Here is a 21,396-nt window from a genome sequence, read left to right on the forward strand (position 1 = left end):
TTTTATTAAAAATCAAAATATTCTTTTGCATTATTATAGCTGATATCCTGTACAATTTTTCCCACCCACTGGATATCATTCGGGATTTCGCCATTTTCGATATCGTGTCCGAAGATGTTACAGAGTAATCGCCTGAAATATTCATGCCGTGGAAAGGAAAGGAAGCTTCTAGAATCAGTCAACATACCAACAAATCGACTTAACAGGCCCATATTTGATAAGGTATTGATCTGTTTTGTCATGCCATCTTTTTGATCCAAAAACCACCAAGCCGAACCAAACTGTATTTTCCCTTTTACAGAACCATCATTGAAATTCCCGATCATTGTCGCAAAGAGTTCATTGTCTGCCGGATTCAGATTATATAAGATTGTCTTGGTCAGTTTATTCTCATTATCTAATTTATTCAAAAATTTTGACAAAGCGCGTCCTTGACTGAAATCACCGATCGAGTCCCAGCCCGTATCTGGGCCGATCAAACGGTGCATGCGGGCATTGTTGTTGCGCAGTGGGCCAATATGATACTGTTGTACCCAGCCCTTTTCATAATCCCATTCGGCAAAATAGATCAACATGGCCGATTTGAATTTTAGATTCTCGATAAGACTAATTTCTTTTTACTTCTGATCTTATCGAATATATCCTTAATCTCCTGTTCCGTATAATCCTCCGCATAAATTTGCTCTAACCCGTGGTCAGAAACCTTACAACCATTGGCAGCGAAAAAATCATGTCTCGATTTCAATGCATTCAGGTAGTCCTGTAAATCACTGATTTGCCGATTGCTTACTCTTTCAAGTTCGTCAATATACTGATTAAGTGCTGCGATGTTGTCGGCATTCATGGATTTATCTGGGCGGAATGCCGGAAGCATTTTGAAAGATTCCTTTTCTTGGGCAAACTGTTGATGATATTGGAGGCTGTCGATCGGGTCATCGGTTGTACATACGACCTCAACATTCATCATCCGAAGCAGCCCGCGTACGGAATGACTGTCTTGTTGTAGTTTGGCTTGGGTGTCTGCATATATTTGGGATGCGGTTTTGGGGAAAGTAAATCCGTTATACCAAAATAACGCTGCAGCTCAAGATGGGTCCAATGATGAAGCGGATTCCGTAATGTATAAGGAACAGTTTCGGCCCATTTGATGAATTTTTCTTCATCCGATGCATCTCCAGTAATATAGCGCTCATTGACCCCATTTGCCCGCATAGCCCGCCATTTGTAATGGTCTCCATGAAGCCAGGCTTGACTGATGTTGTCAAACTTGATATCGTTGGCTATTTGCTCCGGAATCAAGTGGTTATGGTAATCAATGATGGGTAGATCTTTTGAATAATTGTGGTACAACTCTTCTGCTGTTTTGTTGTTTAATAAAAATTCTCGTCTAAGAAAGCTTTCATATATATAATTTATAAGCTTGTATTCTATTTTACTACAGTACCGTTTTTGCGATTACAAAGTATCATAACTTTCGCTGTTGAGGCGAAAGGAAAGAAAAAATTGCAAAAGAGTTTAAAGTTTGGTCGTCCGCATTTCAAACTGTCTAATTGGTCAATGAAATTAGCAATATTAAAGCCTTAGTTAAAGGAAATTGATTAAAATAAATGCGCAAACGTTATCGGGGATTGTATTTGGGATCTAATTATTTTAGATGTGCTTCCCGATTTATCTGAAATCAGGCAGAATGGTTATATTTGCTCATCAAATTTCTAAACATGGACATTCAATCGCTATATCAGATTTATAAACAGTATCCAAATATTACAACAGATACGCGTAAAATTGAGAAGGATAGTATTTTCTTTGCACTGAAAGGCGCAAATTTCAACGGAAATACCTTTGCGGAACAGGCTCTTGAAATCGGAGCGAGGTATGTTGTCATTGATGAGGAAATTTATAAAAAGGGGAACAATATATCTTGGTAGAAGATGTGTTGACAACACTGCAAGGGCTGGCAAACCATCATCGGAAACAGCTAAATATTCCTGTTATCGGTGTAACAGGAACGAATGGAAAGACAACAACAAAGGAATTATTATATTCGGTTGTCTCTCAGAAATATAAGACTTATGCCACAAAAGGGAATTTAAATAATCATATTGGCGTTCCTTTGACCTTGTTGGCCATTGATGCAACTGTTGAGGTTGCCATTATAGAAATGGGGCAAATCATCTCGGAGAAATAGCCTTTTTATGTGCAATCGCTGAACCAACACATGGACTGATCTCCAATGTGGGTAAGGCACATCTGGAGGGATTTGGTTCTTTTGAAGGTGTTAAGAAAACCAAAGGAGAACTATATGATTGGCTCCAGGATCACCAAGGAACACTTTTTTGCAGGGGATAACCCACATCTTGGCGAAATGGCTGCTGCCCGTCAAATTGCTAAAACTGTGACTTACGGATTTTCAGAGAGTAATGATATCATCGGTAAATTGATGAAAGCAAACCCGTTGTTGCAGATTTCCTGGAAGACAAAAGAAGATCCACAGATCTATGTGATCGATACGCAACTTACAGGTTCATACAACACAGAAAACTTTTTAGCCGCTATTGCAGTGGGCCTACATTTCAATGTCTCTCCACAGGAGATCAATTCGGGTATCGAAGGTTATACACCGACCAACAATCGCTCGCAGATCATGAAGACAGCTCAAAATACAGTGATCTGTGATTATTATAATGCCAATGCAACGAGTATGGCTGCTGCATTGGATAATATTCGGATTATTGAGGCCGATAAGAAGGCGGTTATCTTGGGGATATGTTTGAACTTGGAGCAGAATCTTTTGAAGAACATCGGAAAATCGTGGATAATGTAAAGAGTATGTTCGCTGATCGCAAGATTTTTGTCGGAAAGGCATTTTTGAACATAGAAATGATGATGCCGAGTTTTATGAAATGACAATCGAAGCGAAGACTGCCTTGCAAGAAAAACCGATTATCGGAGCTACCATATTATTAAAAGCTTCCCGTGGTATGGCTTTTGAAAATCTGATAGACATACTGTAAGTTCCTTTTATTTTTCTTAAGGTCAACCAGGTATGAAGGTTGGACTTTGTCTGACCTACCAGCGCAATGTTTTCATGCTGAGTGCACTTAAAAAGGTGGACTTGATGCGGAGCTGATGTGGGCTCAAGGTGCTAAGTTAAATCTAAAAGCGGCTTAAGTTTTGTCATGTGAGGATTAAATATTGACGAAAATGAGCAAAATAGTCCTTCGGGGAAATGTAGCTCATTTGGAAAAATGTACCTTTGTATCGTATAATGGACAAAAGACGTTTTTTTTTAGAAATAGCCTACTTTGGGCAATCATATCATGGCTGGCAGGTTCAAAACAATGCGATTTCTGTACAGGAAGTATTGAATGTTGCTTTGGAGACCTTGTTGCGTGAGCCTATCGAGACTACCGGAGCCGGGAGGACAGATACCGGTGTACATGCGAAGCAATTGTATGCTCATTTTGATGCAGCTCCTGTAGGGATATTAGCAAAACCAGAGCGTTTTATTCATTCACTTAATGCCCTATTGCCTTTTGATGTTGCGGTTAAAAGATTAATTGAAGTTGCCGATGATGCACATGCCCGATTCGATGCGACGCATAGATCTTATGAGTACCACCTTCATTTCCATAAGGATCCGTTTATTTATCCCTATTCTTGTTTCATGCGCGACCGCCCTGATGTCGATAAAATGAACGAAGCTGCCCAGTTTTTGTTGGGTAGGCAAGATTTTGAATGTTTTAGCAAGTCTCATACGCAAGTCTTTACAAATATTTGTGATATTCGTAGAGCAGAATGGTTATGGCATAACGAGCAGGATCTCGTTTTTCATATTACCGCTGATCGTTTTTTGCGCAATATGGTTCGTGCTATTGTAGGAACTTCGTTAGAGATCGGACTGAAGGGTAAACCAGCGTCCTTTATGCAAGAAGTGATCAAGAGCAAAAGTCGTGGCAAAGCGGGTGTATCTGTCCCTGCACATGGATTGTATTTAACAGAAGTAGCATACCCTTATATATAAATATTAACGTGAGTCAAGATAAAATAACAGGTAAAACATACGATGTCAATTTGTTGCGACGCATGAGTCGCTATATGCGACCCTATCATGTTGCATTTTGGATATCGGTCGTTTTAACAATCCTATTGGCGGCTGTAGCGCCAGCCCTACCTATGCTGATCCAGCATACACTAGACAATTATATCTTGAACTTTGACACTGGGGGATTGTCTTATATGTTGATTGCCATGCTGGCATTGGTCATTGTGCAGACCTTAATCCGTTATTATCATACCCTGATGACAAATACCCTGGGGCAGTCTGTTATCAAGGATATTCGCATCCAGGTCTTTAATCATATCGTCCAGTTGCGTCTTAAGTATTTTGATCGCACAGCTTTAGGAAAGTTGATTACACGGACGATATCTGATCTAGAAACACTTTCCAATATCTTCTCTGAGGGATTGATTCAGATTATTGGTGACCTATTGCAACTGGCTGTGATATTGGGGGTCATGTTCTACTCAGATTGGAAATTGACGCTGATCGTGCTCATCCCTATGCCTTTGATGATTGCTGCAACCTATGTATTTAAAGAGGCAATGAAAGCAGCGTTTATAGATGTCCGGAAATGGGTGTCTAATTTGAATACATTTTTGCAAGAGCATATCACCGGGGTGGGGATTATCCAATATTTTGCACGCGAAAAGCAGGAGATGGATAAATTTAAGGAGATCAATGCACAGCATAGGAATGCTCATATCCGTACGAACTGGTACTTCTCTATCTTTTTCCCTGTTCTGGAAATTATCATGGCTATTTCACTAGGTCTGTTGGTCTGGTTTGGAGCCAAACAGATTATGGGTGACGTGATTTCACCGGGCGTGGTCGTTGCCTTTATCATGTATATCAACATGATTTTTCGGCCTATTCGTGAGCTTATCGATAAATTCAATACACTTCAAATGGGTATGGTTAGTGCTGAACGTATTTTTGAGGTTCTGGATACGGACGAGATGACGCCTAATTTGGGGACATTGAAGCCCGATCATATCAAAGGAGAAATTGCTTTTAAGCAGGTTTGGTTTGCCTATAATGATGAGAGTTGGGTGTTAAGAGATGTGAATTTTAGCGTACAACCTGGTGAAACATTGGCTTTAGTTGGAGCTACGGGAGCCGGAAAATCATCGACTATTAACATCCTAAGTCGATTTTACGAAGTCAATAAGGGGAAATTTTGCTAGATGGTGTAAATATTCGCGATTATGATCTTGATTATTTAAGAAATACCATTGCAACGGTGTTACAAGATGTGTTTCTGTTCTCAGATACTGTCATCAATAATATTACATTAGGAGATCCTTCAATTTCGAGGGAGCAGGTCATCGAGGCAGCGAAAGAAGTGGGCGCACATGATTTTATTATGCGACTTCCGGGCGGATACGATTATGATGTCAGGGAAAGGGGAGCTACACTGTCAGCAGGACAGGCGCAATTAATTTCCTTTATTCGGGCATTGGTACATGATCCGAGAATTCTGGTCTTGGATGAAGCGACTTCTTCCGTTGATACTGAAACAGAGGAAATGATCCAAAGTGCAATTGACAATTTAATGCGGGGACGGACCTCCATTGTCATTGCGCACCGCTTGTCCACCATTCAAAAGGCAGACAAGATCATCGTATTGGATAAAGGTGAAATTAAGGAAATCGGGACACATCAAGAGCTTTTGTCTTTTGATGGTTACTATAAAAAGCTATACGATCTACAGTTCCATTCCGCAGGAATTTAGTCGTTAAACGACACTCTCTTTGGGGATGGTTTCTTCGTCTTCAATATGTGTATTCGCTTTGATTTCCGATCCTCGACCTACGAGTACATTGGCCCCAATGGAGACGTTTGGCCCAACGTTCACAAAGTCCTCAATGATGGTGTTGCTTTCAATGACCGCCGAACCTGAGATGATACAATGATTGCCAATCTGTACATCTGGGGCTATGGTTGCTCCAGGAAGAATGATACAGCCTTCGCCGATTTCAGCTCTTTTTTGAAACATAGGCTTTAGGGTGGATTAAGGATTGAAAATTCCATTCTGGATTTTCAGAGACAATTCTTTCACGGAGACCAGGGTTTTTAACGGCAACAAAGAAATTTTCTGCAGCATCTTTAACCCGATGGTGGAGTTGGACCTCATAGTCAAATACATCCTCTATCAACAAAGATTTGTCAATAAGGCCACCGATTTCGATATCTAAATCCTCTGCAACATCTACCGCAGTTTTTGCATGTGCTGTTGCTCCATATATGTATAGCATGATCTTTTAAATTTGTGCAAAGATAGTGCTTTCTGAAAAGAACTCCATGAGGTAGCTCGCATCTATAGTGGAATAGTGAATCGGGACTGGTATTAGATTCGTACACGGTATAGTGGGCATTCCGCTGCCACAAAGAATGAGTTTGGAGTAAATTATAGGTGACTTAAAGGTCAAAGGGCGTGTTTTATCTACCAAAAGTTGCAACAAAATAGCCCTTTCGATTGTTCTGATTTCTAAATAGAAAGAAAGCTTATTATATTTGTTGATATACAAAAATTAAAATATGATTCAACGTATCCAAACTGTTTATTTATTAGTGGCAGGATTAGTTATATTCGGCTTGTTTTTATTCCCTTATGTAAATTACAGTGATTTAGTCGGTTTGGGAAAGAATGTGAAGGTGACCGGTGTTTATGGTGTTGCTGCCGGACAGCCGGTGCATGAAGGTGGTTTTGGTTATATCCTGCAGACCATCGTGACAGTCCTATTGGGATTGCTCCCGATCTTCACGATCTTTAAATTTAAACAGCGTAAGGTACAGCTTCTGCTGATATGGGTGGAGATTGTTGCGATTATCTTTTTCGCGATCTGGCTTTACTCTTCAGCAAGTACACATCTCACTACCGTTAATCAATTTTTGGGAGCAGGTAATATTGGAGTAGGTTTCTTTTTGCTGCCGATATCAATTATTTTCTGTGCGCTAGCATTAGGTGGAGTGCGACGGGATGAAAAATTGATTCGCTCAGCTGATCGTTTGCGTGCATAATTTTATTTAAATAGATTTTTAATATGGAAAGCCACGGTTAGCGTGGCTTTTTAAATGGTATAAAATATGAATGTAATTTTTCGTTGTACTGCCACGCTGCTTTTTCTTTGCTTTGTGGGCGGTGCGGTAAAGGCCCAGTCAGCAGATTCATTATTGGTGGTTGATGATATTCAGTTTGATTTAAAAGAGTTTCATGTAGACAAGGCAACAAATGAATTGGTTATTAATTTGTTTGCAATCTCTTATAGCAAAGATCCTCGGGAGTTTAAAATGAATACGTTCTCCACACAGATTTTGGATCAGAAGAAACAGCCTCGCTTTTTCTCTTCGATTCAGATGGGAAATGTCCAGATAAGATTTGAGGACAAACAGAACTATTTGCATTACTTGCTTGAGGAGGACAAGCCGGTAGATATCCAGGTCATTGTGAAAGACTGGAAGAAGACAGATAAACCCAGTAGTATTAAGCTTGTTTTTGAGAGTAGTGAGGAGGAAGGTAAATTTTTGGATGTCCCTATCTTGCTGAATAAATAGTTGATCGGAGCGGCTAAAGACTAAAAAGCGCTGTGATCTATGAAGATTACAGCGCTTTTTAGTCTTTAGCAATTTGCCTCAACCTATCGGTTGTATCGGATTTGTTGTTTGTCCAGCATGCCCATCTGATCTTTCATCATTTTGATCTGATCAGCCAACAATTTATTCTTGTCTGCTTTTTTAGCTTCTTGAAGTAATTTTTCTGCTTCGCGCTTATTGCGTTTTGCCATGGCAACACCTGCTAAGCTCAATTTTGCCAATGCAATGTTGTGGTCCATGTGGAGCCCTAATGCCAGTGCTTTTTTGAAATATTTTTCGGATTGCATCGGAGCACGTTGAGATTCAATCAATCCAATCAACATGTTGTAATAACCGTGTTGTTGTGGGATCAATTGTTTTTCATAATTCGTGATTTTCCTCAACCATTTTTCGGCGCTAGCCATATCTTGTTTGCGCATATACCATTGCGCGATGAGCATGTATTCATGAAAAAATACAGTGACAAAACCTAGGATAGTGATCAAGACGCCTAGAATTCCCCATCCCCAATTTCCAGTCCAAAATAAGGCAACTGTTCCAATCAGCAATGCACTGCAAATGATGATTCTAACGAGATTTGACATAAATCTTTGTTTAAAAAATATTTGTGTTCAATTTAATTCTGCAAATATCCGTTAATTTCGTCGTTTAAGCAACTCGTTCAAGTGGTTATTTTGTAAAATTATGTTTTTAATGTAGATGATGACTATCAAAGATTCCTTAGGGTAGCCGATCATGCTGCCGCTATAAATGCTTTGTGAAAAGATGCAAGTGAAAAAATTTGTCATTACATACAACTTTATCTAAGTTTGGTTTATGGAAAAACTATATGATGAATCTTGGGCATCGGTGCTGAAACCTTTGTTCAGCCAGCCCTATATGAAACAGCTGTCTGCCTTTGTGCAAGAGGAACGCCAGCGGGCAAAGGTGTTTCCGCCTGCTGATCTGGTGATGAATGCTTTTAAGCTTACGCCGATCCAAGATGTTAAGGTCGTTATTCTGGGACAGGATCCGTATCATAACGATGGTCAGGCACATGGTTTGTCTTTTTCTGTGCCAGAAGGGATTGCTTTACCTCCCTCGCTAAAAAATATCTTTAAGGAATTACAAGATGATATTGAAGGCTTTGTAGAACCTCGCTCTGGAGATCTGACATCCTGGGCCAAACAGGGGTATTATTACTCAATGCAACGTTGACTGTGCAGGCACATTTAGCTGGATCACATCAAAAAGGGGTGGGAAGTTTTCACTGATAGTATCATACATGCTATTTCGGAACAGTGTGAGCATGTGGTTTTTTCTGCTTTGGGAAGCTATGCGCAGAAGAAGAGTGTGTTGATTGATGCTCGGAAACATCTTATTTTGACATCAGTGCATCCGTCACCACTTTCTGTTTATAGGGGTTTTTGGTAGCAAACACTTTTCAAAGGCAAATAAATATTTGGTGGAACATGGTAAGGCTCCGATTGACTGGCGGTTGTCTTAGGCATATTTGTCATTCTTAGAAAAACCTTTTTCACCAGCAGTCAGCACACAAATATGTTCCAGTCTAATGATATTATTAGCTTGTAGAATATGGCTGAATAGAAAATGGCTGTCATAAGTAATCTGATAAGGGCTTTCAAAATCGATTGATTGGCAGGCTTTTCCGAGTACAGTATATTCTAGTTCCCCTTTCGGAGTAAAGCGATGTATGATTGCCTGACTGGTGCCAATGGGTTCGATATAGAACCAGGCTCCTTCGCCAACGCCACCAAGATATTGTGCTTTGGTTGGGATGGAGTCAGGTTTGTCCTTTTGTACTATTCCGCCGATTGTAATATCTTCAGGTAGGGACTCTGCGAGATCACGACAGATATTCGTTCGTAGTTTTTTTAATAAAAATATTAGCGATGCGAATCTGTTCATTTTCATCATTTCAAGGCCGCCTGATTCTGTATATTTATAGATCGATCTATTCGGAGAGGCATTTACCACATTGCTCATTGGGCTTGCTTTTATCGTTTCGGGGAAATTGATGGAATGCCAGAAATGAAATCTTTTGGAGGCATGGTTGAGGAGTCTTGCAATAAATCGGGAGCAGTTATTGTTACTGAAGGCTACTGCACCATAGGGTATGAACCTCTATGGACCCATTGGTCTGCGAAAGCTTTTCCGCTATAAAAATCTATTCCCTGGACAATAGAAAAATAAAGATCACCCACACCCTGCATCGCATCTTTTATTTCTTCAAAAAACTGGACAATTTCGAGTAGGTTTACAATGCGGTCGCCGTCAATTTGTGCTTTAGCTTTAATTGTTAATTTGGGATCGGAATCTTTCGAGCGAGTTCTTCCATATCCTCTCGGCGCAATGTATCGGCCAAAATCGTAAAAATGAAGTTCACCTGTATCGCGCTCAATCAGAATAATACCTGTATGACCGACCTTAAAGTTCAGGTTTTTAACAAATCCTATTTTCTTGAAAAACATCATCCATGCCTCATCACCACGGATTGTAGCATCAGGCCAAGCAAGGATCATCGCTAGATCCTGATATTGGGATGATGTTTTCATAAGTTTTTCGTTTAATATTCCAAAGGAATAATCGGTTCCTTTTACTGGTAGACATGATCATCATTGTCTGGAATGTTTTTACAAATGGAATTTTGGCAATCTTCTCCATGATAACGCCTTCATAGGCCTTTATGTCTTTCACATAGACTTTGAGGATAAAATCACAATTTCCGGTGACGTGATGACATTCGGTGACCTCAGGGATCATTTTTACGGCAGCAACAAATTCGGGAATTGCATTGTGTGTATGGAAGTCCAATGAGATCTGTATAAACGATTTGATCCCAAGTCCTAGTTTTTCTTCGTCAACAAAAGCATGATAACTCTTGATGAAGCCCGAATTTTCAAGTTTTCTTACACGTTCCAACGTGGGTGCGGGAGAAAGGCCAATACTTGATGCTAATTGCAAATTGGTAATGCGGCCATTCTCTTGTAATAGCTTAAGAATTTTTAAATCTGTTTTGTCTGGTGCAAACGGCATATCTTAGAGTCTTAATAATCAATTGTATTTGTAAATATACAAAATTATATTTGGAAATTTAAAAATATACAAAATTATTGACGATTAATAGATTTTGACTATATTATTCAATCCATATTATAAGTTTAATTGATTTAAAATCATTTGACTGTCATAATCGTTTGAAATGTGCGCATTTCAATGAAATGGAGTGATAAATGTCATTTTTTTATTAAAAATACCTGTGTGAGGGTACATAAAATGTATTTTATTGGCTTTGAAATTGTAACTTTGCAGTTCGATAGTTGCGGAGGCTAGACTCCTCCCGAATTAGTTAAACCGTGAGAGCGCAATATGAGTACTAAAGACGACGATTTATTAAAAGAGCTGGAGCTCGAAGAATATAAATACGGGTTCACGACAGACATCGAAATGGAAATTGCAGCCAAAGGCCTTACAGAGGATACGGTGCGTTTTATTTCGGCAAAAAGAATGAACCTGAATGGTTATTGGAGTGGAGATTGAAAGCTTTTCGTCATTTTTTGACGTTAAAGATGCCTACTTGGCAAAATTTCAGAGCTCCAGAGATTGATTTTCAAGATCTATCTTATTATGCTGCCCCTAAAGCAAAGCCACAGCTGAATTCCATGGACGAAGTTGATCCTGAGTTGATTGCGACTTTTGAAAAGCTGGGTATTCCTTTGGATGAGCAAAAGATCTTGGCAGGTGTGGTTGCTGTCGATGCTGTTTTTGATTCCGTTTCGGTAAAAACAACATTTCGCGAGAAGCTGAAAGAACAGGGCGTAATTTTCTGTTCGTTTGGCGAGGCGGTTCAAGAACATCCCGATTTAGTAAAGAAATACTTGGGAACAGTAGTTCCTCAAACAGATAATATCTACGCGGCATTAAACTCTGCTGTTTTTTCGGATGGATCATTTGTTTATGTTCCAAAAGGCGTGCGGTGTCCAATGGAGTTATCAACTTATTTCCGTATTAATGCACAGAATACAGGCCAGTTCGAACGTACATTAATCGTTGCGGATGAAGGCGCTTATGTGTCCTATCTGGAAGGTTGTACTGCACCTATGCGTGATGAAAATCAACTGCATGCTGCTGTGGTAGAATTGATCGCTGAACGCGATGCTGAGATTAAATACTCTACTGTGCAGAACTGGTATCCTGGTGACAAAGATGGTAAAGGTGGTATTTTTAACTTTGTAACAAAACGTGGAATCTGTAGAGGTGATAATAGTAAAATCTCCTGGACGCAGGTTGAAACCGGATCAGCAATTACCTGGAAGTATCCAGGGGTAATCCTAAAAGGCGATAATTCGATCGGTGAGTTTTATTCTGTAGCGATGACCCGTAATTTTCAGGTTGCGGATACAGGGACGAAAATGATCCACCTAGGTAAAAACACGAAGTCTAAAATTGTTTCAAAAGGAATTTCTGCTGGAAAAAGCCATAATAGTTACAGAGGTTTGGTGAAAATCGGACCTAATGCAGATAATTCCCGAAACTTTACCCAATGTGATTCTTTGTTGATCGGTGATAGATGTGGTGCGCATACATTCCCATATATCGAAAACCGGAATAAGACTGCAAAATTAGAGCACGAAGCAACTACATCAAAAATTGGTGAAGATCAAGTGTTTTATCTGAACCAACGCGGTATAGACTCTGAAAAAGCGGTGGGATTAATTGTTAATGGTTATGCCAAAGAGGTGTTAAATCAGCTGCCAATGGAATTTGCTGTTGAGGCACAGAAATTATTGGCGATTTCTTTAGAAGGTTCAGTAGGATAGATAAAAAATAATTGAGCAAGCCAGCTAATACTGGCCTATCGTTCAATACTCAATAAGAATAAAATGTTAAGCATTAAAAATTTACATGCGTCTGTAGAAGACAAACAAATATTAAAAGGATTAAACCTAGAAGTTAAAGCAGGGAAGTCCATGCTATTATGGGACCTAATGGAGCTGGAAAAAGTACTTTAGGGAATGTATTGGCTGGACGTGAATCATACGAAGTGAGTGAAGGTTCTGCTTTATTGGATGGAGTAGATCTATTGGATCTTTCTCCGGAAGACCGTGCCCGTGAGGGGCTGTTTCTGGCATTCCAATACCCTGTTGAAATTCCAGGAGTATCGAATATCAATTTCCTGAAAACAGCAGTAAATGATATCCGTGAATATAAAGGTTTGCCTCCGATGGAAGCGAAAGAGTTCTTACAAATGGTAAAAGACAAGCAAAAGCTGGTTGAATTTTCAGCCAACTTAGCTAACCGTTCTTTGAATGAAGGATTTTCCGGTGGTGAGAAAAAACGTAACGAGATTTTTCAATTGGCGATGCTGAATCCTAAATTGTCAATTTTGGATGAGACAGATTCGGGCTTGGATATCGATGCTCTTCGCATTGTCGCAAATGGTGTGAATGAGTTGCGTTCTAAAGACAATGCTTTTATTGTCATCACACATTACCAACGTTTATTAGATTATATCGTTCCAGATTTTGTTCACGTATTATACAATGGTCGTATCGTGAAATCAGGCCCTAAAGAATTGGCTTTAGAGCTGGAAGAAAAAGGATACGATTGGTTAAAAGAATATGATACACAAAACGCCTAATCTTTTACACCGGTAAAATAGGAGTGGAAGAGAATTTTGGCGATTTGATTAAAAAATAACATGAGTACATTAGTTTCAGAATCATTACTTCAACAAGTGTTGGGAGCTTTTAAAGAGCAAGGTGTTTCAGACGAACCTGCTTTCTTTACAGAGGCACGTCAACAAGCATTCGAACGTTTCGAAGCTGCAGGCTTTCCCACAGTTAAGAATGAAGAATGGAAATATACAAACATCCACAGTATTATCAATAAGCCCTATGCGCTTGATGTAGATGTGGATATCGAGGGCTTGGATTTTAGTGCGGGAGAGATCCCAAATTTGGATGCGTACCGTATTATTCTGGTTAATGGCCAGTATGTATTGGCGGTGAGTGAGCTGGAAAAGGTAAAAGGACTTGTTGTTATTCCAATGGATGACGCTGTTACTGAACCTGCATTTCAAGCGCATTTTGCGAAGTACGCTGATAAATCCGATAATATCATGGTGGCGCTTAACACAGCTGCTTTTACCAATGGTGTATTTATCCATTTAAAAAAGGTGTTGTACTTGATAAGCCTATACAGATTATTCACCTCGCTACAGGAACAGAAGATTTCTTTGCACAAACACGGAATTTGGTTGTTGTTGAAGCTAATGCTGAACTTGAATTGATCGAAAGCTTTATCACTGCAGATGGTGCTGCAAGCAATGTGCATAATAAAGTTTCAGAGATTGTCGTAAAAGAGAATGCTAAAGTTCAACATTACTATCTTCAAGTGGCTCAATCTGTAAGCCGTTACTTTAATCATACGGAAGTATACCAAGAGAAACACAGTCTTTACAATAACTACAATTGTAATTTCCCGGGTGCATCTTTTATCCGTAACAATATTAATGTACGCTTGGATGCAGAAAATGTAGAAAGTCATTTGTACGGGATTAACTTGACCGCAGGAGATCAATTGGTGGATAATCACACTGTCGTAGATCATCTTAAACCACATTGTGAATCGTACGAATGGTATAAGAATATTACTCAAGATAAATCTACAGCTGTTTTCAACGGAAAAATCTTTGTTCGGGAGGATGCACAAAAACCAATGCTTTCCAACAGAACAATAATATGTTGATGTCCGATAGTTCAGCGGTTTATACAAAGCCCCAACTGGAGATTTTTGCAGACGATGTGAAATGTTCACATGGATGTACGATCGGTCAGTTTGATAATGAAGCTTTGTTTTATTTGAGAGCACGCGGAATTGGTGAGGAGTCAGCACGTATTCTTCTCGTACATGCTTTCGCATTTGACGTAACAACTCGTTTTTCAAATGAGATCGTTCGGAGATATGTGGAAGAATTGGTGGAAGAAAGTTTAAGAACGAACTAAACTAAATCACACAAACTATACACTTGATAAGGCGTTTACTAATTCGGTAAACGCCTTATTTTTTTATTAATATTCCTTTTTTTCGGTCTTTTTCTTTTACTTTTGTAGTGCTATGTACACGTCTTTATATACAACTTACGCTTATAAACCTTGGGTTTTATAGCTCATTTACGTTTTTAAAATCTTAATAGAACGCATCCGTTCACGAAAGGAATGGCTTGTTTCATACTGAGATATCAAAAAATCAGCTTTAACTGATTTGATACTCGTGGAAGAACTTCCTTCTATTTTATTTCGTTGGTCTGACATGCGTAATAAACGTTTTACTTTAATGTGTTGGTCATTCTTGATCATACACCTGTTGTATTTTATATAAAATTTTATGGAAAAAAATAACTGGTTTCGTACCTATAGTTATATATGGACTGGGCAATTTATCTCTTTGCTGTCTAGTTCAGCTGTCAACTTTTCGATCATGATATGGTTGAGTTTGACGCACAAGTCTGCTGAAGTATTGGCTTTTGCTGCTATCGCCGGCTTATTGCCGCAAGCGATCATCGGGCCATTTGCTGGTGTCTATATTGATCGATGGGATAGAAAGAAAGTCATGATCTTTGCAGATGGCTTTATAGCGCTCTGTACATTAGGAATGACCTTTGTACTCAAAAGTGATGGTACCAATATGTTTCTGATTTATCTGTTAATGGCCTGTCGTTCGATCGGTTCGGCATTTCACTCGCCAGCCATGCAGGCAATTGCGCCACTTCTCGTTCCGGAAGACAAATTATTACGTGTTTCAGGTATTAATCAAATGTTACAGTCGGTAAGTAGTATTGCAGGTCCCGCATTGGGAACCTTGGCTATCAGCTATTTTCCTATTTCGAGTGTCTTGTATCTGGATGTCATCGGTGCCGCAGTAGCTATTACATCTTTACTCTTTGTGACTATCCCACACCTGTCCCGTTCTGATGTAAAACCTTCTATTGCTGCTGTTTTGGATGATCTTAAACAGGGAATGCATGCTATCTATCATAATAAAGGACTAAAAATGTTGTTCCTATATGCCATGGTGGCGACTTTCTGTATTATGCCCGTTGCCATTATGTTTCCCTTGCTGACGATCGGTCATTATAGCGGTGGCAAGTGGGAGATGAGTATTATTGAGATTATTTGGGGATAGGTATGCTTGTTGGGGGCAGTTTTTTGGGACTTGCAAAAGTATCCCTATCAAAAGTAGTATTAGTGAATAGCATGCATATTGTATTGGGGATAACCTTTGCGCTATCGGGTTGGTTTCCCTCGACCTGGTTTGTTCCATTTGTCATCATGACAGGTTTAGGTGGAGTCTCCATGTCTATCTTCTCGGCATCATTTATGACAATTATTCAAGAACAGGTACCAGTAGAAATGTTGGGGCGTGTTTTCTCGCTTTATTTTAGCATAGCCATTTTACCGAGTATGATAGGACTTCTTTTTACAGGCTTTATCGCAGACGTAATCGGAGTGGCAACAGCTTTTATTATTGCGGGTCTTATTGTTGTATTGGTCGGGCTACTGTCTTTTTCAATGCATCAATTATGAGTTTAGGACACACGGAAAAGTAAGTTGAACACAAATAAAAAACGCTTCCAAATTTTGGAAGCGTTTTTATTTGGAGCGAAAGACGAGATTCGAACTCGCGACCCCAACCTTGGCAAGGTTGTGCTCTACCAACTGAGCTACTTTCGCGTTGATGCTACAAAAGTAAGGCATTTCTTCTTATTCTGCAAGAGAAAAAATAAAAAATCTTAACTTAAATCAATTGCATCGACACAATTAATTCCATCTATAGCAGCCGAAATAATACCGCCTGCATAGCCGGCTCCCTCCCCACAAGGGTAAAGTCCTTTGACCTGAGGGTGTTGCAGATTTTCTTTGTTTCGAGGTATACGTATGGGTGAAGATGTCCTCGATTCTACACCGACCAAAATCGCATCATTTGTATAATACCCTTTCATCTTTTTTCCAAATATTGGTAAGGCACCACGAAGGGCTTCATGCACAAAAGTCGGTAAAACCTCCCTCAAGTCTGCCGAAGATGTCCCAGGTTTGTACGAATTCTCCGGTAGGTCCATCGAGACCCGTCCCTCAACGAAGTCAACCATTCGTTGTGCGGGGGCAACAAGACTTCCTCCACCAACCTCGAAAGCTTTGCGTTCAATTTGCTTTTGAAAATCAAGTAAAGCAAAGGGATCATTTAGGGCATTAGGTACATCTTCGAGGTTGATCTGGATGACGGTGCCTGAATTGGCATGTGGATTATTACGTTTGGAAGGCGACCATCCGTTGACCACGATTTCATCACGGTCTGTTGCACAGGGAGCGATGACGCCACCGGGGCACATACAGAATGAAAATACACCACGATCATTAACCTGTTCGACCAGACTATAATAAGCTGGAGGTAAATGCTCACTTCTGACTTGGCAATGGTATTGTGCCTGATCGATAATTGCTTGTGGATGTTCTATGCGGACGCCTAAGGCAAAGGCTTTTGCTTCGATCAGCCAGTTGTTGCGATGAAACAGTTCAAAAATATCCCTAGCGGAGTGGCCAGTGGCCACGATAACATGATCAGCTTTGATTTCCTCCCCACTGGCTAATTTTACACCACGAACCTGACCAAAGGATTCCAAAATATTATCTACACGTTGGTCGAAAAGAAATTCACCGCCAAATTCAATCACACTCTCCCGCATCGCCTCAATAATATGAGGGAGCTTGTTTGTACCGATATGGGGGCGGGCATTCACTAAGATGTCTGTTGTCGCTCCATGAGATACAAAAAGTTTGAGAACTTTGTCTACATCCCCTTTTATTGGAGCGAGTATAGAGCTTCCCGTCTGAATAAGTTCCTGCACCACCTTCTCCAAAACAGTAGTTGGATTCAGGGTTTACAACACCTTCGCGGTTCAGTTTCGCAAGATCACGTCTTCGGTCCTGTACTTTTTTTCCTCTTTCGATGACAATCGGTCTGAGGCCACGTTCAATACAGCGAATTGCCGCAAATAAGCCAGCAGGGCCAGCACCAACGATAATGACCGGTTTGCCATCCTGGACAGACTTAAAGTGGTTTTCATAAATCTCCGGTACCGGAAGTTCGTCGATATAATAAATGACCCTTGCTCGATAGACCACCTGCTTACTGCGGGCATCGATAGAACGTTTACGGATTTTATAACCTTTGACCTGTTGTGGTTTCAGACGTAGGGCTTTTACACCTTGTTGTAGAATATATTGCTCATCTTCGATTTTTTCGGGAAGGATAGCAATCTCAATTTCTTTTTGCATAAGATAAAGGGCTGGGTTTTTATCCCAAAACCGCGACAAAGTTACGGAATATTGGCTGTTTGCCGATTTGGAAATAAAAATATTCTTATCTTAGTAAGAGCTTGGTATATGCTTTGATAGTGTAACCATATAATTTGAATAGTATTTAATTCTTTGAACAATGAAAATGAAAAGATTTTTAGTAGCCCTATGTGGTTTATTTGCATTAGTGTCATTAAACTCATGTGGTTACAATACGATGGTTTCTCAAGATGAGAACGTCAAAGGAAATGGGCACAGGTTGAAAATGCGTACCAGCGCCGCGCTGATTTGGTGCCAAACTTGGTGAATACTGTCAAAGGTGCAGCAAAACACGAGGAGAGCACATTGACCGCAGTCGTTGAAGCGAGAGCTAAGGCAACATCTGTTACAATTAATGCAGATGACTTAACAGAAGAGAATATTGCGAAGTTCCAAAAAGTTCAAGATCAATTCAGTGGTTCTTTGAGCCGCCTATTGGCTTCGGTAGAGGCATACCCAGATTTGAAGGCAAATCAAAACTTTTTGGAATTACAGGCTCAATTGGAAGGTACAGAAAACCGTATATCGACCGAACGCAGGTCATATAACGAGGCTGTACAGCAATTTAATACGACTGTACGTAGCTTCCCAAATAATTTAATGGCTGGTATGTTTGGATTTAAAGCGAAGGGAACATTTACTGCTGCTCCCGGCTCAGACAAAGCACCGACCGTATCATTCTAATAATACTTTTATTAGAAATACACGATATCATGGATGATGCGGCTTGCGTATGGGCCCTTCATCCATTTTTTATACAGAATGTTTTATAGGTGGTAAGTGTTTGCCGGCAGGCCTAGTCAGACAGACGAACGCTAACATAAATGAAGATATATTATGGCTTTAAATGCTGAGGAACAAGAAAGAGTCGTTCATGCCATCAATGTGGCTGAAAACGAGACATCGGGAGAAATCCGTGTTGTGATCGAAAATCATTGTCCCGATGAAGTTCACGATCGTGCAACGTACTATTTTTCCAAATTGGGCATGCATAAAACCATGCTGAAAAATGGCGTGCTTATTTATATCGCATTGGAGGATCATAAATTTTCTATCATCGGTGATAAGGGTATCAATCAACGGGTGGAAAGCGATTTTGGAATTGTACCAAAGATCTTATGGTCGAAGAATTCCGTATGGATAAAATTGTTGAAGGTCTCGTGAAGGGAATTGAACATGCAGGCAAACAATTAGCGAAATTCTTTCCCAGAGAACATGATGATATCAATGAACTTCCAAATGATATTGTTTTCGGTGATCGCTAGTCAATAAAAAAATAAAACTTATGTCGAAATTATTTTCTCGGGTTCGGATTCCGGTCATGATGATAGTGCTGTGGGCACTGACTTTCATGACTGCAATAGGGCAGGATTTTCCAGAGACACCCAATAAACTTGTCAACGATTATACAAATACATTGACAGCCAGTCAAAAACAGCAATTGGAGCAAAAGCTGTTGGCATTTGAAGATTCTACTTCCACACAGATTGCCGTTGTTGTGATGAACTCTACCGGAGGGTATGATATCTCAGATTATGCGGTTCGGCTGGCGAAGAAGTGGGGTGTCGGGAACAAAAATACAGTAATGGTATTTTATTATTAGCGGCATTGGGCGACCGGGCTGTTACCATTCAGACTGGTTACGGGATTGAAGGAGCTATTCCAGATGCGATAGCCTATCGTATTATTGAAAATGATATCAAACCAGCGTTTCGTCAGGGTGATTATTATGGTGGAGTTGACAAAGCCACGAATTCCCTGATTTCGTATGCAAAAGGAGAATATAAAGCTGATCCTAAACAGCCTAGTGGTGGTGGATCAGGATCAATTATATTTGTCATCATTGTAGTAATATTTCTTGTTGTGATGTTTTCAAATCGAGGTGGAGGAGGAAAGGGTGGTGGTCGTGTGATGAATGGTCGTGGCTCGTCCGATATTTTCTGGTGGACCTTGCTTAACGGTCTTGGTGGTGGCGGTCGAGGTGGTGATGGCGGGTTCGGTGGTGGATCTGGAGGTGGATTTGGTGGATTCGGCGGCGGCGATTTTGGCGGCGGTGGTGCTTCGGGACGTTGGTAACAACTTTGCTAAATAATGTTAAATAGCATGTCAGTGCAAAGGAAATGTTTTACATTTATGGGAAGTATATAATTATGAAAAAGGGAATATTAATGGGTTTAAGCTTTTTACCAGCCTTATTGATGGCACAAGAAAGCTATACGGTAACAGGAAAAGTGAATGCGGCTTCTGACAAAGCCAAAGTATTTTTGCAGTATCCTAATAATGGTACACGTCAGTTGGATTCAGCAGCTGTCGTTAAAGGCGAGTTTAAATTCAACGGTCAGGTAGCTTCACCAACTAAAGGTGTAATGATTTATTCTCCTGATGGACTTTCTTTCGGAGAATTAAGAGGTGCTCAAAAGCAACCTGAAACAGCACAATTGTATTTATCCAAAGGGGTGATCAAGGTTGATGCATCCAAAGGATTTAAAGACGCGTCGGTAACAGGTACAGCAATCAATGATGATTTTACCCAATACAAAACTTTTGTAAAACCTCATACAGATGCATATGAGGCATTAAATCAGCAATATTTTGCGGCGTCTGAAGCTCAAAAACAAGACCCAAAATTTATTGAGGGATTGCAAAAGCAAGCTGGTGAGATTTCTGAAAAGATGGAAAAATCTGACGCTGAATTTATCAATAAGAACCCAAAAAGCTGGTATACTTTGGATCTATTGGCGGAAAATATAAGCGGCGAAAATGTGAATGAATATGTAGCTTCTTTTGATAAACTGTCTCCGGAATTAAAAAATTCTGAAAAAGGAAAAGAACTGGCAGAACGTATTCAGAAATTGAAAGCTGTTGCCGTAGGTTCTGTAGCGCCAGATTTTACATTGCCTGATACGACCGGTAACAATGTTTCTTTATCTTCGTTGAGAGGAAAATATGTCTTGTTGGATTTCTGGGCAAGCTGGTGTGGACCTTGTCGTCATGAAAACCCGAATGTTGTTGCGGCATTCAATAAGTATAAAGATAAAGGATTTACAGTATTTGGTGTTTCCTTGGATAATCCAGGTAAGAAAGATGCTTGGATGAAAGCGATCCATGATGATAATTTGCAGCAATGGCCGCATGTATCCGATTTGCAAGGTTGGAAATCTGCTCCTGTTAAATTATATGAGGTGCGTGGAATTCCGCAAAACTTCTTAATTGATCCTTCAGGCAAAATTGTCGCTTCAAATCTAAGAGGAGAAGCTTTGGAAGCTAAATTAGCAGAATTATTGAAATAGTCTGATCTTACAGCCTAAGACTGCGCTATACAAAGACACTTATTTAAAATCT

The 21,396-nt window shown here is 40.0% G+C and carries 15 protein-coding genes, 1 tRNA gene and 11 pseudogenes; 18 read left to right on the forward strand and 9 right to left on the reverse strand.

Annotation, left to right across the window (positions count from 1 at the left end; translation table 11 throughout):
- Window positions 1-5: 5 nt before the first annotated feature.
- A pseudogene (uxaC, locus tag KUH03_RS21410) lies at window positions 6-1,407 on the reverse strand (glucuronate isomerase).
- A 290-nt stretch (window positions 1,408-1,697) separates the two neighbouring features.
- On the opposite strand from uxaC, the gene KUH03_RS46360 reads away from it, so the two are divergent.
- From KUH03_RS46360 to KUH03_RS21425, 5 genes and pseudogenes are all read left to right on the forward strand, one after another.
- Window positions 1,698-1,928, forward strand: coding sequence for a Mur ligase domain-containing protein (locus KUH03_RS46360; protein WP_306429680.1), 231 nt, complete (start codon window positions 1,698-1,700; stop codon window positions 1,926-1,928).
- 5 nt (window positions 1,929-1,933) lie between these two features.
- Window positions 1,934-2,349, forward strand: a pseudogene (locus KUH03_RS46365) (Mur ligase family protein).
- On the forward strand, window positions 2,303-2,824 hold the full coding sequence (locus KUH03_RS46370; RefSeq protein WP_306429681.1) for a glutamate ligase domain-containing protein: 522 nt from the start codon (window positions 2,303-2,305) through the stop codon (window positions 2,822-2,824). The pseudogene KUH03_RS46365 and the gene KUH03_RS46370 overlap by 47 nt, the downstream one beginning before the upstream one ends.
- Window positions 2,825-3,268: 444 nt before the next feature.
- Window positions 3,269-4,024, forward strand: a complete 756-nt coding sequence (gene truA, locus KUH03_RS21420) for a tRNA pseudouridine(38-40) synthase TruA (RefSeq protein ID WP_257096408.1) — start codon at window positions 3,269-3,271, stop codon at window positions 4,022-4,024.
- Between the two features lie 8 nt (window positions 4,025-4,032).
- A pseudogene (locus tag KUH03_RS21425) lies at window positions 4,033-5,795 on the forward strand (ABC transporter ATP-binding protein).
- 3 nt (window positions 5,796-5,798) lie between these two features.
- Here KUH03_RS21425 and KUH03_RS21430 read toward each other — a convergent pair.
- Entirely contained in the window at window positions 5,799-6,059 is a 261-nt protein-coding gene (locus KUH03_RS21430) for a hypothetical protein (protein WP_257096410.1), read from the reverse strand.
- Entirely contained in the window at window positions 6,040-6,318 is a 279-nt protein-coding gene (locus tag KUH03_RS21435) for a hypothetical protein (RefSeq protein ID WP_257096411.1), read from the reverse strand. Before KUH03_RS21435 ends, KUH03_RS21430 begins: the two co-directional genes overlap by 20 nt.
- A gap of 283 nt (window positions 6,319-6,601) precedes the next feature.
- Here KUH03_RS21435 and KUH03_RS21440 point away from each other — a divergent pair, with 283 nt between their 5' ends.
- Both KUH03_RS21440 and KUH03_RS21445 read left to right on the forward strand, forming a co-directional pair.
- Window positions 6,602-7,084, forward strand: a complete 483-nt coding sequence (locus KUH03_RS21440) for a DUF4293 domain-containing protein (protein ID WP_257096413.1) — start codon at window positions 6,602-6,604, stop codon at window positions 7,082-7,084.
- A 114-nt stretch (window positions 7,085-7,198) separates the two neighbouring features.
- Complete coding sequence (locus KUH03_RS21445) at window positions 7,199-7,618, forward strand: hypothetical protein (RefSeq protein WP_257096414.1); 420 nt, start codon at window positions 7,199-7,201, stop codon at window positions 7,616-7,618.
- An 83-nt stretch (window positions 7,619-7,701) separates the two neighbouring features.
- Here the strand turns inward: KUH03_RS21445 and KUH03_RS21450 are convergent, their stop codons facing one another.
- A complete protein-coding gene (locus KUH03_RS21450) occupies window positions 7,702-8,241 on the reverse strand; it encodes a lipopolysaccharide assembly protein LapB (RefSeq protein WP_257096415.1) in 540 nt (179 codons plus the stop codon).
- A gap of 232 nt (window positions 8,242-8,473) precedes the next feature.
- Here KUH03_RS21450 and ung point away from each other — a divergent pair.
- Window positions 8,474-9,143, forward strand: a pseudogene (gene ung / locus KUH03_RS48910) (uracil-DNA glycosylase).
- Here ung and KUH03_RS21460 read toward each other — a convergent pair.
- The 3 genes and pseudogenes from KUH03_RS21460 to KUH03_RS21470 form a co-directional block, all read right to left on the reverse strand.
- Window positions 9,140-9,775 (reverse strand): DUF6695 family protein, encoded by a 636-nt coding sequence (locus KUH03_RS21460; RefSeq protein WP_306429781.1) that lies wholly within the window; start codon window positions 9,773-9,775, stop codon window positions 9,140-9,142. The pseudogene ung and the gene KUH03_RS21460 sit on opposite strands and share 4 nt — an antisense overlap.
- Window positions 9,757-10,179 (reverse strand): DUF6695 family protein, encoded by a 423-nt coding sequence (locus KUH03_RS21465; protein WP_306429782.1) that lies wholly within the window; start codon window positions 10,177-10,179, stop codon window positions 9,757-9,759. Before KUH03_RS21465 ends, KUH03_RS21460 begins: the two co-directional genes overlap by 19 nt.
- 44 nt (window positions 10,180-10,223) lie before the next feature.
- Window positions 10,224-10,693 (reverse strand): annotated as a pseudogene (locus KUH03_RS21470) (Lrp/AsnC family transcriptional regulator).
- Window positions 10,694-11,026: 333 nt separating this feature from the next.
- Between KUH03_RS21470 and sufB the strand changes: the two are divergent.
- The 5 genes and pseudogenes from sufB (at window position 11,027) to KUH03_RS21500 (ending at window position 16,245) form a co-directional block, all read left to right on the forward strand.
- A pseudogene (gene sufB / locus KUH03_RS21480) lies at window positions 11,027-12,477 on the forward strand (Fe-S cluster assembly protein SufB).
- Window positions 12,478-12,540: 63 nt separating this feature from the next.
- Window positions 12,541-13,298, forward strand: a pseudogene (gene sufC, locus KUH03_RS21485) (Fe-S cluster assembly ATPase SufC).
- 60 nt (window positions 13,299-13,358) lie between these two features.
- A complete protein-coding gene (locus KUH03_RS21490; protein WP_257096426.1) occupies window positions 13,359-13,949 on the forward strand; it encodes a hypothetical protein in 591 nt (196 codons plus the stop codon).
- Window positions 13,946-14,664: pseudogene (locus KUH03_RS21495) on the forward strand (SufD family Fe-S cluster assembly protein). The gene KUH03_RS21490 and the pseudogene KUH03_RS21495 overlap by 4 nt, the downstream one beginning before the upstream one ends.
- A 382-nt stretch (window positions 14,665-15,046) precedes the next feature.
- Window positions 15,047-16,245, forward strand: a pseudogene (locus tag KUH03_RS21500) (MFS transporter).
- Window positions 16,246-16,316: 71 nt separating this feature from the next.
- Here KUH03_RS21500 and KUH03_RS21510 read toward each other — a convergent pair.
- A tRNA-Gly gene (locus tag KUH03_RS21510) sits at window positions 16,317-16,392 on the reverse strand.
- A 59-nt stretch (window positions 16,393-16,451) separates the two neighbouring features.
- Window positions 16,452-17,994 (reverse strand): annotated as a pseudogene (locus tag KUH03_RS21515) (FAD-dependent protein).
- A 166-nt stretch (window positions 17,995-18,160) separates the two neighbouring features.
- On the opposite strand from KUH03_RS21515, the pseudogene KUH03_RS21520 reads away from it, so the two are divergent.
- From KUH03_RS21520 to KUH03_RS21535, 5 genes and pseudogenes are all read left to right on the forward strand, one after another.
- Window positions 18,161-18,738, forward strand: a pseudogene (locus tag KUH03_RS21520) (LemA family protein).
- Window positions 18,739-18,891: 153 nt separating this feature from the next.
- A complete protein-coding gene (locus KUH03_RS21525; RefSeq protein WP_306429683.1) occupies window positions 18,892-19,218 on the forward strand; it encodes a TPM domain-containing protein in 327 nt (108 codons plus the stop codon).
- A gap of 121 nt (window positions 19,219-19,339) precedes the next feature.
- Window positions 19,340-19,657 carry a YgcG family protein gene (locus KUH03_RS46380; RefSeq protein ID WP_306429684.1) on the forward strand — a complete coding sequence of 106 codons (318 nt, stop codon included), beginning with the start codon at window positions 19,340-19,342 and terminating at the stop codon, window positions 19,655-19,657.
- The gene (locus KUH03_RS21530) at window positions 19,612-20,130 is read left to right on the forward strand and encodes a YgcG family protein (RefSeq protein ID WP_306429685.1); all 519 of its coding nucleotides are present in this window, start codon (window positions 19,612-19,614) and stop codon (window positions 20,128-20,130) included. The genes KUH03_RS46380 and KUH03_RS21530 overlap by 46 nt, the downstream gene beginning before the upstream one ends.
- 74 nt (window positions 20,131-20,204) lie before the next feature.
- Window positions 20,205-21,344 carry a TlpA disulfide reductase family protein gene (locus tag KUH03_RS21535; protein ID WP_257096432.1) on the forward strand — a complete coding sequence of 380 codons (1,140 nt, stop codon included), beginning with the start codon at window positions 20,205-20,207 and terminating at the stop codon, window positions 21,342-21,344.
- Window positions 21,345-21,396 lie beyond the last annotated feature (52 nt).

It is taken from the genome of Sphingobacterium sp. E70, assembly GCF_019285695.1.
Lineage (GTDB): Bacteria > Bacteroidota > Bacteroidia > Sphingobacteriales > Sphingobacteriaceae > Sphingobacterium > Sphingobacterium detergens.